We start from the raw sequence: 16,406 nt of genomic DNA on the forward strand, positions 1-16,406 counted from the left end.
TTAATACAATGAATATAGGATATTGGTGGAATAAACATGACAAAAATGGAAATTGAATTTACAGATGAACAAATGGAAAAAATTGAAATCTTAAAAGCCAATGGCATTAGTGTTGGCCAAGCAATCGATCTTCTTTTTAAAGTCCAAAATGAAATTAAAACACAAGTTGAAGAAAATCATCCTGATGATGACATACTGGAAAAAATAGAAAACAGCGACTTCGATGTAAACATTAAAGCAGAAATAATGGAAAAAGCTGAGCCTAAACCTGAAACATACGATGTGGCAATTGAAGAAACCAGACGTAAAGTAAAATGGTCTGAATTCTTTAAATTATAATTTTTTTATTTGAAATTAAAAAATGATTTTTACAATCATTTATTTTCTATTTTTTTAAAAATTTTAACTGAAATTTTCTAAAACTGATTTTGTTAACTGCATTATTGAAAAAAAAGGAAAAAAATAGATTTCCTAAATCATACCGGTTAAGAATAGAGTTAAATTTGCAATTGATGCAGAACCAAGATAAGTTCCTGTAATTACAATTAAAGCAACAATAACTCCTCTCCAGCCGATTCTTTTAAATTCATCCCAATCTTTACCGATTGCAATACCAACATAACCTAGAAATGCAGTACATATTGTAGTTAACTCAACTTGAGAGACATAATGTGCTACAAAATTGGCGGTTGGAGCTCCTGGAATTGACACCAGCAAACCAATAATACTTATGAAAATAATTGATTGGATATGACCTGGGCAAACCCTTTCAAGAGCCATTCCTGTAATGGTAATGATGGAAATAATAAGCATTCCAATAAATGAATCAATTATAGAAGTACGATAACCTACAAAATTTCCAACAGCTACAATAACTGAAAATACAAAAAGCAATGCGCCCCATCTTTTAAGTTTACCAAAACTTAATCCGTCAGAAACATCTTCATCATCATCTGCATCATCAGGAACATACCCCTCTTCAAGGCTTGCATTACCTTTACCTAACTTTGGAGATAACCATTTATATAATTTTTCTGCAATAGGCAATGAAACAAACATACACATGTAAATGCCCAGACAGAATGAAAGAATATTACTGCATCCTGCAAAAGCTTCCAATTGAGTAGCCATAGCCGGATGCATATGCACCAATGGAACCAATGCTGCAGCGTTCATACTTGCACTTCCTATACCTGATGCCATTGCAAAGGCATATGGATGATATGGTATGATTGAAACACATATACTTGATAAAAAACTGATAAAAGGAGTACCAATAATTGATCCTATGACAAAAATAGCTAAAACACCACGTGCTTCCGGAGATTTAAAACCATATTTATCAATAATAATTCCCAAGTTCGGTTCACGACAAATGGAACTTGCCATACCAATAACTTCTCTTCTAAAACCTAAAAGTAAAGCAACAGGCAATGCAATGAGAGTGCCCAAATCACCGAGCAGCTGAAAAATCAAAGCAGGACCTACATTAAAAATAATATCAATAGATTGACCACTTGAAATAGCTAATTTGGAAATTAAAACACCGATAAGTAAAACCATAACCCCTTCAGCTACTTTAGCTTGCTCATCATCAATATATTTAAAAGGTTTTGCCAAATAAAGAGCCAACCCCATAACTAAAGAATATATTAATGGCAATAATAAAAAACTGATTGTATCTGTTATTTTAATCTCTATAACTCCAATAGCCATTGAAATAACAACTAAAATCAATACGACAATACTTAAATTATATTCTCTCCATGGAGGACTCTTTTTAATTGCTCTATCAGCTCTTCTCCTAAGTCTATGGAGTTTAAACCTAGGTTTTTTACCTATATGCTGTTTATGAATTTGCTGTTCATGCATATGCTTTTCTTGCATCTGTTGTTCTTGCATATGCTTCGAATAATCATCAGAAATAAAATCCCCCCAAAAATTTTGAATACCCACTCATCAAAATTGATTTTATTCGTGAATTTGAATAAATATACAAATATTCTATACTTGAATTTATATTATTGAGACTATTAAAATATTTTTGTTATTGAAAATACCAACTAAAAATTTAAACAAATAAACATATTGGCTACAACATTACCATTATTTAAACAAATAACCATCAAATATTCATTAAAAATCATTTAGTACCCAAAAGAGAGTCAGGTTTACCATCATAACCGACAGTTTTTCCAGTTTTACCAGCAATATTTTTAGCTTCAACTGCCAGCTCATCAGCTTCATTATTCAAAACATTATTGGAATGACCTTTAACCTTAACAAACAATAACTCACAGCCTTTATCATCTATATTTCCCATCAATTTCCAGATTGCTTTAATTAATGGGAGGTTTTCAACAGGCTTTCCATCCGATTTCTTCCATCCTCTCCTTTCCCATCCTTTGGCCCACTGTGTAAATATTCCAATGCAGTATCCGCTGTCAGTATATATTTCAATTTTGTCTCCATTTCTGCAGTTGTCAAGAAAATCCCTCATGGAAGCATATATTGCATACAACTCCATTTCATTATTTGTAGTTAAATTGCAGCCTCCGCTTTGAACAGATTGCCTTTCACCATTTAGGCACATGATGAATGCCCAACCACCTTCTTTTCGCAAATATTTTCCATTTTTATTGACCATTGTGGCTGCACCGTCTGTAAAATAAGAATAGATATCCATAATAATTTCTCCAATTAAATAATATTATATATTTTCATCATTAAAAATCATATTGAGGTAGTTAAAATGCAAAGTTTAATCGCAAAAGAATTGGACATGAAATTTCCACCAATCGTTTTATTAAAGACAGACACCAAACCAGAAGATGCAATCGGTCCAAAAACAGGAAAAGGTGGATGTGTGATGAGTTTTGTTGCACAGACAATAGCTAAAAGAAAAACAACCTACTTTGGTCGTGAACACATTACCTGTGGAGGAATCTCCGTAGGTTTCGGATGGGGATCAGGTATGGCCAATGAAGATGCAATTGATTTTCAGGCCACATTCCTGTCATTGGGTGTCGATTCAGCTCCAAATAGAGAGGAATATGAAAAAAGACTGGAAAATATGGCAAAACCAACAAGCGAAATGTTTAGGCATGGTGAGAGAATATACTGTGATTTTGATACTGCAAAAGCCGGAATCAAATCAAGACCTGTCTATGACGAAGGAGAATACGTGATTTTTAAAGGTCTTGAAAATCTTGAAGATGGCGAAATTCCAAAATCAGTTATTTTTACAGTCAATCCTATTGAATTGACCGCATTAATACAGATAAATTCATCATTCAGGGACAACAATGCTTCAATTTTGACTCCACAGGCATCAGCTTGTCAGGCCATTGGAAACTTTACATTTAGGGAAAGTGAAAGTGATGACCCTAAACCTGTTTTAGGCCCAATTGACTTTGCAGGACGTTCCAAAATGAAACACTTTATTCCTAATGACTATCTGACCGTGTCAATGCCATGGGAACTGTTTTTAAAGCTTGAAGAAGTTGGTAAAAACAGTGTTCTACAAACTGATTTGTGGAAAAAATTCAAATAGTCTCGAAAAATTTTCAGATGTCCGATTCCCTCGGACATTTGAACAAAACTTTAATAACACCACCAAACATATAACTTTTATTAATTTCAATGCACCAATATTTAATTAATGAAAAAATTAATCGCACCAATGAAAAATAAGATTGGATATATCTTTGCAATATTTTTGCTTTTACTCGTGCAGGTTTACTGTGACTTGACACTTCCCCAATACACTGCAGACATTGTAAATATAGGTATCCAGAATACTGATTTTAACTTTATCATATCCGTCGGAGAGATGATGCTTTTGATGGTGGCGATTTCTGCCTTTGCAACTGTGGGCGTTTCTTATTTTTCAAGCAGGGTTTCATCAGGCTATGCTAAAGACTTAAGGAAACTTGTTTATTCAAAAGTGTTGAAGTTCTCAAATCATGAATTGAACAAAATTTCAAGGTCTTCCCTGATTACAAGGTCAACCAATGACATCAACCAGCTGCAGGGAGTTCTTGGAATGATTTTTACAACACTCCTATTTGCACCTATGCTAGGTATTGGAAGCATAGTTAAAGCTTTTGAACTTGGAACTGACCTTTCATGGATTATTGCAGTTACCTTTGTTGCAGTCACTATCCTTTTAGTGATTGTTATGGTTAAAGTACTTCCTTACTTTAGAATAACTCAGGAAATCATTGATAAAATCAATAAGATTTCAAGGGAAATACTTATCGGAATACCTGTCATTAAAGCATTTGTAAGGCAGGACTATGAGAGGAAAAAATTCAATGCGGCAAATAAGGAGCTTTATGATGTTAACATTTATGTATTTAGAATTATTCTTATCATGCTTCCGCTAATGACCCTGATTATGAATCTGATGGTTGTTCTGATTTTATACTTTGGAGCATATGATGCAATAAGCGGTTCCATCCTAACAGGAGACATCATAGCATTTATTCAATATGCAACCCAGATTGTTACTTCATTTTTAATGATTGGAGCGTTTTTCATAATACTTCCAAGAATTCTGGTTTCAGGACGCCGTGTAAATGAGGTTCTAACAACAGAACTTACAATAACAGACGGAGAATTAACCGAAATTAATGAAAATTCAACAATCGAGTTCAAAAATGTTTACTATCAATATCCTGGCAGTGAAAAGGAAACCCTGAAAGACATTAATTTCAGCCTAACACCAGGCAAAACTACCGCAATCATTGGAGGCACAGGCAGCGGCAAATCAACAATCCTGAATCTGATACCTAGACTTCAGGACCCGACTTCCGGTGAAATCCTAATTGACGGAAAAAACATAAAAAGCTTTAAATTAAAGACTTTAAGAGATAAAATTAGCTTTACACCCCAAAAGGCAATTCTTTTTCAGGGAACCGTAAAGTCAAACATGCAAACAGGAAAAAATGATGCGACAGATGAAGAAATCAATAATGCGCTGAATCTGGCTCAAGTAGATTTCGTTGAAGATTTGGATGAAGAGGTGACCCAGGGAGGCTCAAACTTTTCAGGCGGTCAGAAGCAACGTCTGTCAATAGCCCGGTCAATCATCGGATATCATGAATTTTATCTGTTTGACGATTGTTTTTCAGCACTTGACATGAATACAGAACGTAAAATCAAAGATAACCTGAAAAGTCTAAAGGAATCATCAGTTCTTATTGTTTCTCAGAGAATTTCAACAATCATGGATGCAGATGAAATTCTTGTAATTGACAATGGTGAAATTGTAGACAGAGGAACTCATAAAAGTTTGACTGAAAGCTGTGAAATCTACAAAGAAATCGTGAACACTCAAATTGACAGCATGGAGGCACTATTATGAGTCCACGTCCAATTAGAAGAAAACCTCCTGAAAAGCCTGTCGACAATAAAAGAGCCATAAAAAATATCCTATCTCTCTTGAAAGACCATAAATACAGATTAATCATAACTGTGATTTGCGCAGTCCTTTCAACGGCATTTACGATTATTGCACCGTTAATGATAGGTCAGGCCACAACCATAATCTATGATGGAATCAACAATCTCATCCACCATACAGGTTCAATTGATTTTGCAAGCTTATATAATATTTTAATAATAGTTGTTGCTTTATACATTGTCAGTTCCATATTTTCATATCTGCAAAGTTATCTTTTAGTTAAAATTTCTACAAAAATCAGTTATGATTTGAGAAAAAGACTGATGGATAAAATTTTAAGCCTTCCGATGGATAAGGTTGAAGAAAACAAAAGAGGAGACATCTTATCCAGAATAACAAATGATATTGATTCACTTCAGAACGGAATTACCCAATCATTCATACAGCTGACAACTGCAGTGATTACTCTTGTTGGAGTATCTATTATGATGCTGTCCATCAATATTTGGATGACATTAGCCACAATTATTCTTATCCCAATCGCATTTTTAATCATCAGAGTCATTACAAAATACTCCCAAAGCTATTTCCTAAAGCAGTTAGTCCACAAAGGTTCACTGAATGCTCAAATTGAAGAAACATTCACAGGCCATGACATCATACGTGCATTTAACCAGGAAGACATTTCAATGGAGAAATTCGAAGAGGACAATGAGAAATGGTTTGATCAGGAATGGAAATCACAATTCTATTCAAGTCTAAACGGTCCGTTAATGAACTTCATTTCAAATTTTGCATATGTATTGATAGCTGTTTTAGGAGCAATATTTGTTCTTCAAAAGGCAATTACAGTTGGAGATATTCTTGCTTTCTTCCAGTATGTGCAGAGCTTTACAAGACCTATCCAGCAAATTACAAGAGTCATGCATCAAATCCAAACCGCCATGGCCGCAAGTGAGCGCATATTTGAATTTTTGGAATATGAAGATGAGGAAAATTCATCCGACATGCAGATTACAGAAATCAGAGATGAAATTACCTTTGAAAACGTTTCTTTCGGATATTTACCTAATGAGACAATAATCAAAGATTTGTCATTCAGCGTTAAAAAAGGTGAAAAAGTAGCTATTGTCGGTGAAACAGGAGCTGGAAAAACAACAATTGTCAAATTGCTTATGAGATTTTATGATATTGATGCAGGTTCCATTAAAATCGACGGAACAGACATCAGCCAATACGATAAGCATTCCTTAAGGTCACTCATTGGAATGGTGCTGCAGGACTCCTGGCTCTTTTCAGATACAATTGAAAGCAATATTCACTACGGCAATCTGGATGCTTCAGAAAATGACGTTGTTGATGCATCAAAGCAAGTTTATGCAGATAATTTCATAAGGCAGCTTCCAGACGGATATGAAACCTTGCTAAACGAAGATTCAGACAATATTTCACATGGGCAAAAGCAGCTGTTGACAATAGCCAGAACCATCCTTTCAACAAAAGAAGTTCTGATTTTAGATGAGGCAACTTCAAGTGTAGATACCAGAACTGAAAAGCTTATTCAAAAAGCTATGGATAAACTAATGGAAAACAAAACCAGCTTCATCATTGCACACAGATTATCAACCATCAGAAATGCGGATAAGATTATTGTAATTGAAAATGGTAAGATAATTGAGCAGGGAAATCATGAAGAGCTTCTAGCTAAAAAAGGATATTATTACCACACTTTAAATGCTCAATCAAAAGAAAATATTCGCTAAAAAAAAATAAAAAAAATAAGGTTAAATTTTAACCCTATTGTAATACAAATCCACCGTTAGGTGAGATTACTTGACCTGTCAAGTAGTCTGCAGTTAAAATATATTCTAAAGCACCTGCAATTTCTTTTGGCTCACCAATGTGTCCGAGAGGAATTGTTGCAGCAAGTGCATTTAATTCATCCTGATTTACTCCTTTTAACATGTCAGTCATAATCATACCAGGAGCAATGGAATTGACTCTTACTTTTCTTGGAGCAAATTCTAAAGCAAGTGCACGGCATAAACCGATTACACCGGTTTTGGCAGCACAGTAGTCTGCTTGGTTGATTACGCCAGTTAAACCACCGACAGATGAGGTACATACAATTGCAGTATCACGGTCTACCATGTAAGGTAATGCCAAGTGACACATGTGCATCATACTTACAAGGTTTGTGTTGATTACTCTTTCATATTCTTCAGGCTGCAAGTCAATGAAGTTGCAGTTGTTGGTAATTCCTGCATTGTTTACCAATGCGTCGATTTCTTCACCGAATGCTTCAACAGCTGCGTTTACTAATTTTTCACAGTCTTCAAATTTACTTACATCTGCCTGTACAGCAATAGCTTCCACACCATATTCTGATTTAAGTTCTTCAACTAAATCTTCGGTTAATTGTTTAGATGAGTCGCTTCTGTAGTTGATAGCTACATTGTATCCGAGTTCGCCTAATTTCAAAGTCATTGCTTTACCTAATCCTCTGGATCCACCAGTAATTATTGCATTTTTTGCCATATTTTTCACCTATTTTTTGGTAATAATATATATGTTTTTAACATTATTAAATTTTCACAAAAAAATATTATATACCAAAACAAAATATCATATAAAGGTGAAAATTTGGAAAAGAAAAATAAAATCGCAGTACTAATTTTAATTTTAATAGTGATTGTGGGATTAATCTATATTTGGCCAATGCTAAACACACAAATTCCTATTGATACTGCAACACTTGGAGATACAGATACCGGAACTGTTGTAAAAAATGTTTACGGTAATGCCAGCGCAAATAACACAATAGCTTTAATAACCGGAATCCATCCAAGAGAAACCCTGTCAATTGATCCTGAAATCAAGGCCGCAAAAGAATATGTAAGAGATCATCCTGACGTTAAGATTATTCATTATGATGTCCGTGTAACCAAAGACCCCGAAGATTATGAGAACGGACGATACAATGGAGAACATCTTGTTCAGGATTATGTGAATGATGATGTGGCCTCTTCAGATGCGGATTGCGTGATAATAAGCCATTCACACATTGAAAGTTATGGCGAAGGATTTTACGTTGCCACTCCTGCAATGGACAGCGCTTCAGTTGAAATATCTGAAAAAATCCAAAAAACCAGTGATTTCAATTATTATCCTAAAACAGGCAATGAAACCTATAAATCAACATCTGCCCAACTGGTTTCAATTCCAATAGCCCAGTCAGGCCATCCTACCTTCGTATATGAGATACCTGAAGACATTACAGAACAGGATTCAACCAACAAGGCTAAAGAACTGTTTGACATGATGGTGGAATTTGCTGCAATTAGCCATCATCCCTAATTTTATTAAATAAATAGAATAAATATTAAAACATGGATTTGAAAGAATTTTTAGATTATGTAAATAGCGGAAAGGAAGTTGAAAGCCCCTCTGAAGTTCAGGAAATGTTTGATAAACTGCTTCTTGAAGCTATCAGGATTAAAAGTAAACTGAACTGTGAATACCACACCGAAGATGAAATAAGAGAAATTTTTGCTGAACTTACCTCACAGCCGGTTAACGGCACTTTAAGACTTGTTCCGCCCTTCCACACAGACTGTGGAAAAAACATCCATGTTGGAGAAAATGTCTTTATAAATTCAAACTGTACCATGCAGGATCAGGGAGGAATTTTCATTGGAGACAATGTTTTAATAGGGCACAATGCATGCCTGCTTACACTTAATCATAGTGAAGATCCTCAAAAAAGAGCTAATCTACTTCCTTCACCTATTAAAATTGGAAATGGTGCATGGTTAGGTTCAAATGTTACTGTATTGCCGGGAATTACAATAGGTGATGGTGCCATTGTTGCGGCAGGTGCAGTCGTTACAAAAGATGTCGAGCCAAATACCATTGTTGCAGGCATTCCCGCAAAATTGGTGAGGAAAGTCAATGAAAAATAGATTCTTCAATAGCGCAATATGGGTTATCAAATAATTGAAAATATGATTAATTAAAATTATAGTTAATGTAAAAACAATAATAATATTAATAGCATAAATTAAGATAATTGATTTTACTGCCAATACTTAATGAATTGAAATCAGTTATCTACATGAAAACATTAAAGTATTGAATTTTATTGAAAAATCAGCTTTGAAAAATTTTTGTTAAAAAATTATATATAATTTGCAAAACATAACTATAATTAATTTAAAAGGGATGTTTTATATGTTAAGTATTACACAATGTTACTTAGATTTTGTTGATAAAATCTTAAAACAAGGAAAAGAAACCTATAAAGACTCAAATCATCATTTACTTGAAAGTTTAGGGAATTTCTATATAATTGACGACCCGCTTGATTTGAAATTCAGAGCAAAATATCAGAATTACACTACAGACATGATGCTTGCAGATATAAAATCTGGAAAATTTGACCTTGAAAACTGTCCGATTAAAAGCGACGCATTATATCAATACGTACAATCTGTGGAAGACCCAGAAATAATTGAAAACACACAGGGATTTGTTTACACTTACCCTAACCGTATTTTTGCTCATTTTGATGTTGACCAATTCGAAACAATGAAAAAAAGAATCTTAAATGCAACCGGATCAAACCGTGCAGTTGCAGTTACAATAAATCCAATTGAAGATGCTGAAGAAGAGGACATACCATGCCTTCAGTTCCTGCAATGCATTGTCCGTGACAACGAATTAACAATCCATTGTATCTTTAGAAGCAATGACATCTTCGGAGCATTTTACTCAAACATGTTTTTCATAGCATATCTCGGATTAAAAATGAAAGAAGAAGTCAACAAGGAAATCGTTGGTGAAAAAATAAATTTTGGCGGAGTACACTACCATTCCACTTCAGGCCATATTTACAATACCGACATTAAAGCAGCCCGTAAATTGATTAAAGCAAATAAATAAGGTTTATTTCAACCTTATTTTTTGACTGTTATTTTTTTAGAAATTTTAGCACTTCCATAACTGGAAGTTATTGTAAACTTACCTAATTTTGAATTGACTTTAATTTTAAAGGTAGCTATTCCTTTTGAATTGGTTTTTGCATTATATGTTTTTCCTTTGAATTTTACTTTAACATATTTATTTTTTAAGATTTTACCCTTATTATTAAGCAGTTTTACAGTATATTTGAATGTTTTAGACTTTTTAACATTCATATTTTTACATACCAATGTAGGTTTAACTGTGACTTTATTAGAAACCTTATATCCCTTGTAAGTTGCTGTTATAGTATATGTTTTCGGATTGAAACTATTATCGATTTTAAGTGATGCATAACCATTGGAATTAGTGAATTTTTTGTATGTTTTGCCATTAATCTTAAAGTTCACTTCCACACCAGATGCAACATTTCCGTTATCGTCATACACCCTTACTTTATAGCTGGATCCGGCACCATAATACATTGTTAAATTCTTATTTTCTCCAATTCTGGAAACGACATTTATGGTTTGGGATTTTACCTCACCGGTAACTGGATTTGTAACTGTGATTTGATAGGAGTCAGGTGTTAGATTAACAATATAATTTACATCACCGTTCATGCCGCTTGATAATTTATAAACTTCATCATCAATTCTTACATCAACAGTCTTGTTTTTTAATACATTTCCCTGCGCATCCAATAAACTGGCCGTATAAACAGCACCATATGTATATTTTGCAATTGCAGGTAAAGATATGGTTGATTTGACAGTGATTATCTTATTCAAACTAGATTTTATATAATATCTATTCCCATCAAACGCAACATTCGCAAGAAATGTGCCGACAGATAAATCTAATTTAAATGAAGCATTACCTGATGAATCTGTTTGTTTATTGACTGTTTTATTATTAATAGTTAAACTGACTTTGACATTTGGAATTACAAGACCGTTTTCATCTTTTAACACAACTGAATAATACATGTTATTATTTAAATAGAACACAGCACCCTGACTGACAATGTTTGTGTGAATCGGAGTAATTTCAAAGCTGGCAGTTTTATTATTAGTATTGTAAATATAACTGTCAACATATGTTTTAACAGTATATTTTCCAATATCAAGGTTAGATAATTTTATTTGGGCACTGCCTGCACTTGATTTAACCAAATACCTATTATTATTAACATAAACTATAATATGTTCATCGATAGATTTTGAAAATTTCAAATTAATGTTTGCATCACGAAACTTTTTCTCAACACTTACGGTTAAATCAACATCGATTTTAGCCACATTTAATGAAATGCGATTTGATGAACTGTCATAGTAATTCAAATCAACATAATTGACAACAACATCATTCAATCCTGTCTTTTTGAAAACATGACTTATGCTAGCTTTTCCATTTGCCACTTCAACAACTTTTGTCTCACCGTCTAAAGAGAATGTTACTTTTCCGCTTTTAACAGGATTGTTGTCTTTATCTGTAACTGTAGCGATTATATTGACAGGATTGGTTACCTTATCGTTTGATTTTAGATTCAGGCTTATGGAAGTTGATTTGAGTAACACAGAAACTGATTTATCACATGAAGATGAGTTATACACATAATCATTATCAACATATTCCGCTTTAATGGAATTTGTGCCAGGTCTTTGGAAAACATGACTTAAACTAGCAACACCATTAGTTACATTAACTGAATAATTTAGGCCATCTATCTTGAAAATAACATTACCATGATTGACTTTTTTGCCGTTGATATCATTGACATTTGCAGTAAGTGTAATAGGATTGTATTGGCCATTTACTGAAACTGTAATTTCTGTACCAATACCCTGCAAATTAATAGATTTGTCATCATTTGAAGTTTTATAACAGTACAGATCTGTGTATGTTGCGTATATATTTTTCACGCCAAATGTTTTAAAGGAGTAATCCAAGTTAGCGACACCATTTTTAACAGCTACCGGATAATTTACACCTTCAACATTGAAATAAACTGTACCGCTGCCAACAGGTTTATTGTTTTTATCGACAACTGTTGCTCTAAATGCAAAAGGATTGGTGTCTGATAAAATATCTAAAGAAATATTGGTATCTATGCGAGAAGTGCTTAACAATACAAAATTGGAAGAGCTATCATAACCAACTGCACTGAATTTTGCAGTATAATTATTAATGCCTGTTTTAACATTAATGTTAGCTAATTTTGCTACTCCTCCACTAATGTCCACTGTTTTGCTGGTACCATCAATATTGAAAGTGATTTTACCGTATTTGACCTGATTTCCATATTCATCAAATACTCTGGCCATTATATCTGCAGTGGTATCTTTAATGTTGCTGAGAGTTAACTTGATTGAAGTCTTAATTGGGTTTAAAACAGTGAATGCTTTAATACATGCTACTTGTGATGCATATGTATGATCAGGGTATTCCCATTCTAATTCATAAAAGTCAACCCACTTTTTCCCGTCATAGCTGATAAATGAAATTCCTTGCTTATACATTTCAACATTCAGGGATACACTTTCAGAAATTGGAACTCCCGCATCGTTTTTGACAGTTATTTTAAATACGACTTCAAAAGCATCTCCTTTTTTAAGAGGAATTAAATTGTTTAAATCAATTGTTTTGTAGCCCGGATTTGCAGTTCCGGATTGCTTAAGTTTTAAAGCATTGTTTACATAAACAGACAAATCCCAATTAGTGTCTTTTTCAAAGTATGTTGATACTGCAGCCAAATATTCATTATCAGTTGCGGTAAATTTATTTTTATACCAAACAACACTTGATGTATTAAAAAAGTAATCTGTCCTGCCTGGAATGTCATATTGATAATTCTTATCGTACTTTACAGTATTGTTTAAGATTAATGCATAAGATACATATTTTCCAGGCTGTGCAAATTTAGTATCATAATAAGAAACATAATAAAAACCATTATCCCCTGAAGTACCCCAACTGTTTTTAATTATCCATGCACCATTGCCTGCTGGAGCAGTTTTGAAATTAGATGCCTCATAATTATCATCCCAACCTACAATAGCTACTGCATGATTTGCACTGGAGCTTCCTGTGTAATAATAGTTTTTAATGTTATTGATATAGGAAGATGACCAATAAACGCTTGTTGAAACTGCACCATATTCCATTATGGCTTTTTTAATAGCATCATTATCTGTATAATTATCTCTTGTTAAGAATGCAATATCCTGAATATGCATTAAAGCATTTAACAGAGGAGATAAAACTGAACTTCCACTATATTCATCTTCACTTTCATTAACTGGGCCCAGCCAACCTGTAAGATAACCTATTGCCATCTTATCATATCCTCCAACATTAGTTTCCATTGACCAGCCATAATCAGAATACAATGATGCTATATTTTTCATATTTTCTTCAGATAAATCATAAGATACATTTACAGCTTTTAAAATTGAGGATTCCAAAGCGGCCATTGCAGAAAAGGACCAGCAATTTCCTCCTTTCCCCTGGTTTCTTGCAGGAGTTACATAACCATAATCCCTTAAATCATACATTTCAGGCAGGGTGCCTAGATAATCTGAGTTATAATGCAATAAAATATAATCATTGTCTCCAACATTCAAATTAGGATTAATATTTTGATAAACATCCCTGTAAGATTCAGCATTGTTATTTTTAAAGGTATTGTTTAACTGCTTATCAGTAATATCATAGTAAGATTCACTTAAAACAGAGTAAACAGCACCGCCAGTTGATGAAGCGTAATTATTTACAAAATTATTAGAATTTATTCTAAAATCACCAACGTTATCTGCATATAATGCTCCACCATTTAATGCAGAATTATTTTCGAATTTGGAGTTTGATAATTCAAAAGAGGTGTACATCTTAAAGATAGCTCCACCATAATATTTTGCTCTGTTATGTTTGGCTATAACATTATTCAGGTTTAAATCAGAGGACAGTGAAGTTAATGCGCCTCCAAAACTAGCAGAACAATTAATGAATTCAACCGTTTTGGCCATTATCTCAGAATGTAGTGAATAAATTGCTCCTCCAGCATCGTTTAAAGCCCTATTATTTATAAATTTGGTATTTGAAATGGATACGGATACATTATCGCAGTAAATGGCTCCACCGGAATCTTCCGCATAATTGTCAGTGAATAATGAATTTTTAATATTCAGATTACCCTCATTCAAATAAACCGCTCCACCCAATTTAGCGGAATTTTGAGAAAATGTACAATTATCCAAGGTAACTGTAGAAGGACCGCTCTGTGAATAGATAACACTATTGGAACCGGATGAACCGGAAAAAATTGTATTTATAGCATTTAAATTAGCATTTGAATTAACATTTACACGTAAATCTACAAATGACACATCTTTTAAGGTTATTAATCCGTTAGAAGTGAACCCGACTGCATCATAATATTTAACAATAGTTTTTGTAGGATTTTCACCAATAATACTTAAATTAGAATAACTCTTACTTCCTTTAAGGGTATATTCACCATCAGCTAAATGAACAATAGAATTATCAGGAATTCTTTTAGTATCCAATTCCTTATACGGATTATACATTGACCCTGTTCCAGTGTCACTTTCAATGTTAGCATCGAAATAATAGTCTGCGCCAATTATAGTATCATTTTGAACTCCAATAGCTGTATCATTATCCATTGCAAATGTTGGAGCCATCGCAATGATTAAACAGAATATTGAAAATATCATTACAAGTTTAATTTTTTTCAAACTGCTGCCTCCGTTTTAACAAATTAAACACTAAAATTTGCTAAAATGTATAGATTATCCTTATTTATAATTCTTATATTATAAATATTCTATGTTTTGTAGAGGAAAAAAAGTAAAAAAAAGGGTTTAATTAATGAAATTAACCTGCTCTTCATTAATTAAATCAAAATTGATTAAAATATCTGAATTCAAATCTTCATTATTTAAGTTGACAGCTGTAATCTGTGAATTGTTATAAGTTCTGTAGTATAGGATTCCCTTTTCTGTACTATAACAGGAAGTGTAGATTGTGTATTCGAATAAATTAGGGTCATCAATAAATGTACAGCCGTTTTGCTGCTCAACAGATCCCAAAATATGGAAAAACTGACTGACGCTGCTTGCTTCATCGCTACCGGAATATGAATTTGCACGTGTGAAAGCTACTTTTGCAAATCTTGAAGATGATGACAAATCTCCAGGTAGGCCAATGCCTCCCATACCTCTTGAATATTCATCCAAATCAATGCCGTTAGCAAATGTGTTTTCAGGATTTTTATTGGATAAATTTCTGTAATTATTTAAAGTGAACAACTGTTTATCAAATGGAGGATTGTTTGTAAGCACACCTACAGGATTGTCATACACTTTTAAACCATCCTCCAGTGGCTCAACTACAATTGCTTCACCACTGTTATCTGACAGCATCCAGTGAAGAGGGGATAAAGGCAGTTCATCTGCAAAGTTAATGTTAACCAGATTAATTTCACCCAGCAATTTACGAGCTTCAGACACTGAAGATGCACTTCCAAGTATATATGGAATAAATTCAAATGGAGTGATATTGATCATGCCTTCCTCATATTCCTTATAGACTGCATTTCCTTCAAAGTTAAGTCCTGCCATAGCCAATCCTTTTTCATTGCATGCATCATAATACAACGGATATCCGTCAATGCCTGCAGCTATTCCAATAATGGCATAATGATTTTTGACATCTTCAATCTTTCTGTATTTAAACTCATAATTTCTTGGTGTTATTGTAACCCTTTCATGATAAGAAATCTCATAGTCAAAGTTACGTCCAAAATAATGATTTTCAGTCATATAATTACTTGCAGTACACATCTTATCACCTTAAAAAATTGTTTGTTAAACTCAGCGCCTACTCTACTTTCAAGGATAAATAAATCTTTTCAGTGCCTTTTGGATAGAAATGGCAGTGAGTTACCTTGTAACTAACATCAGTAAACAAATGTTATTTTCAATCTTGATACTTACTATTATGTTAGTAAATTGGC

General features: G+C 33.4%; 12 protein-coding genes. 7 read left to right on the forward strand and 5 right to left on the reverse strand.

Translation table 11 applies throughout. The features are described 5' to 3' along the window. Positions 1-36: 36 nt before the first annotated feature. Positions 37-339: a hypothetical protein gene (locus ACJMLH_RS05740; RefSeq protein WP_405275625.1), complete on the forward strand. Its 303-nt coding sequence runs from the start codon at positions 37-39 to the stop codon at positions 337-339. Positions 340-471: 132 nt separating this feature from the next. Here the strand turns inward: ACJMLH_RS05740 and ACJMLH_RS05745 are convergent, their stop codons facing one another. Beyond that, entirely contained in the window at positions 472-1,902 is a 1,431-nt protein-coding gene (locus tag ACJMLH_RS05745) for a DUF3100 domain-containing protein (RefSeq protein ID WP_405275627.1), read from the reverse strand. Positions 1,903-2,143: 241 nt separating this feature from the next. Next, a complete protein-coding gene (locus ACJMLH_RS05750; RefSeq protein ID WP_405275628.1) occupies positions 2,144-2,686 on the reverse strand; it encodes a ribonuclease H in 543 nt (180 codons plus the stop codon). A 66-nt stretch (positions 2,687-2,752) separates the two neighbouring features. Here ACJMLH_RS05750 and ACJMLH_RS05755 point away from each other — a divergent pair, with 66 nt between their 5' ends. The 3 genes from ACJMLH_RS05755 to ACJMLH_RS05765 all read left to right on the forward strand — a co-directional run bounded on the left by ACJMLH_RS05755 (position 2,753) and on the right by ACJMLH_RS05765 (position 7,170). Beyond that, positions 2,753-3,553, forward strand: a complete 801-nt coding sequence (locus ACJMLH_RS05755) for a DUF169 domain-containing protein (RefSeq protein WP_405275629.1) — start codon at positions 2,753-2,755, stop codon at positions 3,551-3,553. Positions 3,554-3,682: 129 nt separating this feature from the next. After that, positions 3,683-5,368: an ABC transporter ATP-binding protein gene (locus ACJMLH_RS05760; RefSeq protein WP_405275631.1), complete on the forward strand. Its 1,686-nt coding sequence runs from the start codon at positions 3,683-3,685 to the stop codon at positions 5,366-5,368. After that, on the forward strand, positions 5,365-7,170 hold the full coding sequence (locus ACJMLH_RS05765; protein WP_405275633.1) for an ABC transporter ATP-binding protein: 1,806 nt from the start codon (positions 5,365-5,367) through the stop codon (positions 7,168-7,170). Before ACJMLH_RS05760 ends, ACJMLH_RS05765 begins: the two co-directional genes overlap by 4 nt. A gap of 34 nt (positions 7,171-7,204) precedes the next feature. Here the strand turns inward: ACJMLH_RS05765 and ACJMLH_RS05770 are convergent, their stop codons facing one another. Continuing rightward, entirely contained in the window at positions 7,205-7,945 is a 741-nt protein-coding gene (locus tag ACJMLH_RS05770; protein ID WP_405275635.1) for a 3-oxoacyl-ACP reductase family protein, read from the reverse strand. A gap of 105 nt (positions 7,946-8,050) precedes the next feature. Between ACJMLH_RS05770 and ACJMLH_RS05775 the strand changes: the two genes are divergently transcribed. The 3 genes from ACJMLH_RS05775 to ACJMLH_RS05785 all read left to right on the forward strand — a co-directional run bounded on the left by ACJMLH_RS05775 (position 8,051) and on the right by ACJMLH_RS05785 (position 10,348). Next, entirely contained in the window at positions 8,051-8,764 is a 714-nt protein-coding gene (locus ACJMLH_RS05775; protein WP_405275637.1) for a hypothetical protein, read from the forward strand. A 32-nt stretch (positions 8,765-8,796) separates the two neighbouring features. After that, positions 8,797-9,369 carry a sugar O-acetyltransferase gene (locus tag ACJMLH_RS05780; RefSeq protein ID WP_405275639.1) on the forward strand — a complete coding sequence of 191 codons (573 nt, stop codon included), beginning with the start codon at positions 8,797-8,799 and terminating at the stop codon, positions 9,367-9,369. 268 nt (positions 9,370-9,637) lie between these two features. Next, the gene (locus tag ACJMLH_RS05785) at positions 9,638-10,348 is read left to right on the forward strand and encodes a thymidylate synthase (protein ID WP_405275641.1); all 711 of its coding nucleotides are present in this window, start codon (positions 9,638-9,640) and stop codon (positions 10,346-10,348) included. Between the two features lie 14 nt (positions 10,349-10,362). Here the strand turns inward: ACJMLH_RS05785 and ACJMLH_RS05790 are convergent, their stop codons facing one another. Together ACJMLH_RS05790 and bsh are read right to left on the reverse strand one after the other, a co-directional pair. Then, the gene (locus ACJMLH_RS05790) at positions 10,363-15,126 is read right to left on the reverse strand and encodes a C1 family peptidase (protein WP_405275643.1); all 4,764 of its coding nucleotides are present in this window, start codon (positions 15,124-15,126) and stop codon (positions 10,363-10,365) included. Between the two features lie 126 nt (positions 15,127-15,252). Then, entirely contained in the window at positions 15,253-16,233 is a 981-nt protein-coding gene (bsh, locus tag ACJMLH_RS05795; protein WP_405275645.1) for a choloylglycine hydrolase, read from the reverse strand. Positions 16,234-16,406: the final 173 nt, after the last annotated feature.

The organism is Methanobrevibacter sp. (assembly GCF_045116495.1).
GTDB lineage: Archaea > Methanobacteriota > Methanobacteria > Methanobacteriales > Methanobacteriaceae > Methanocatella.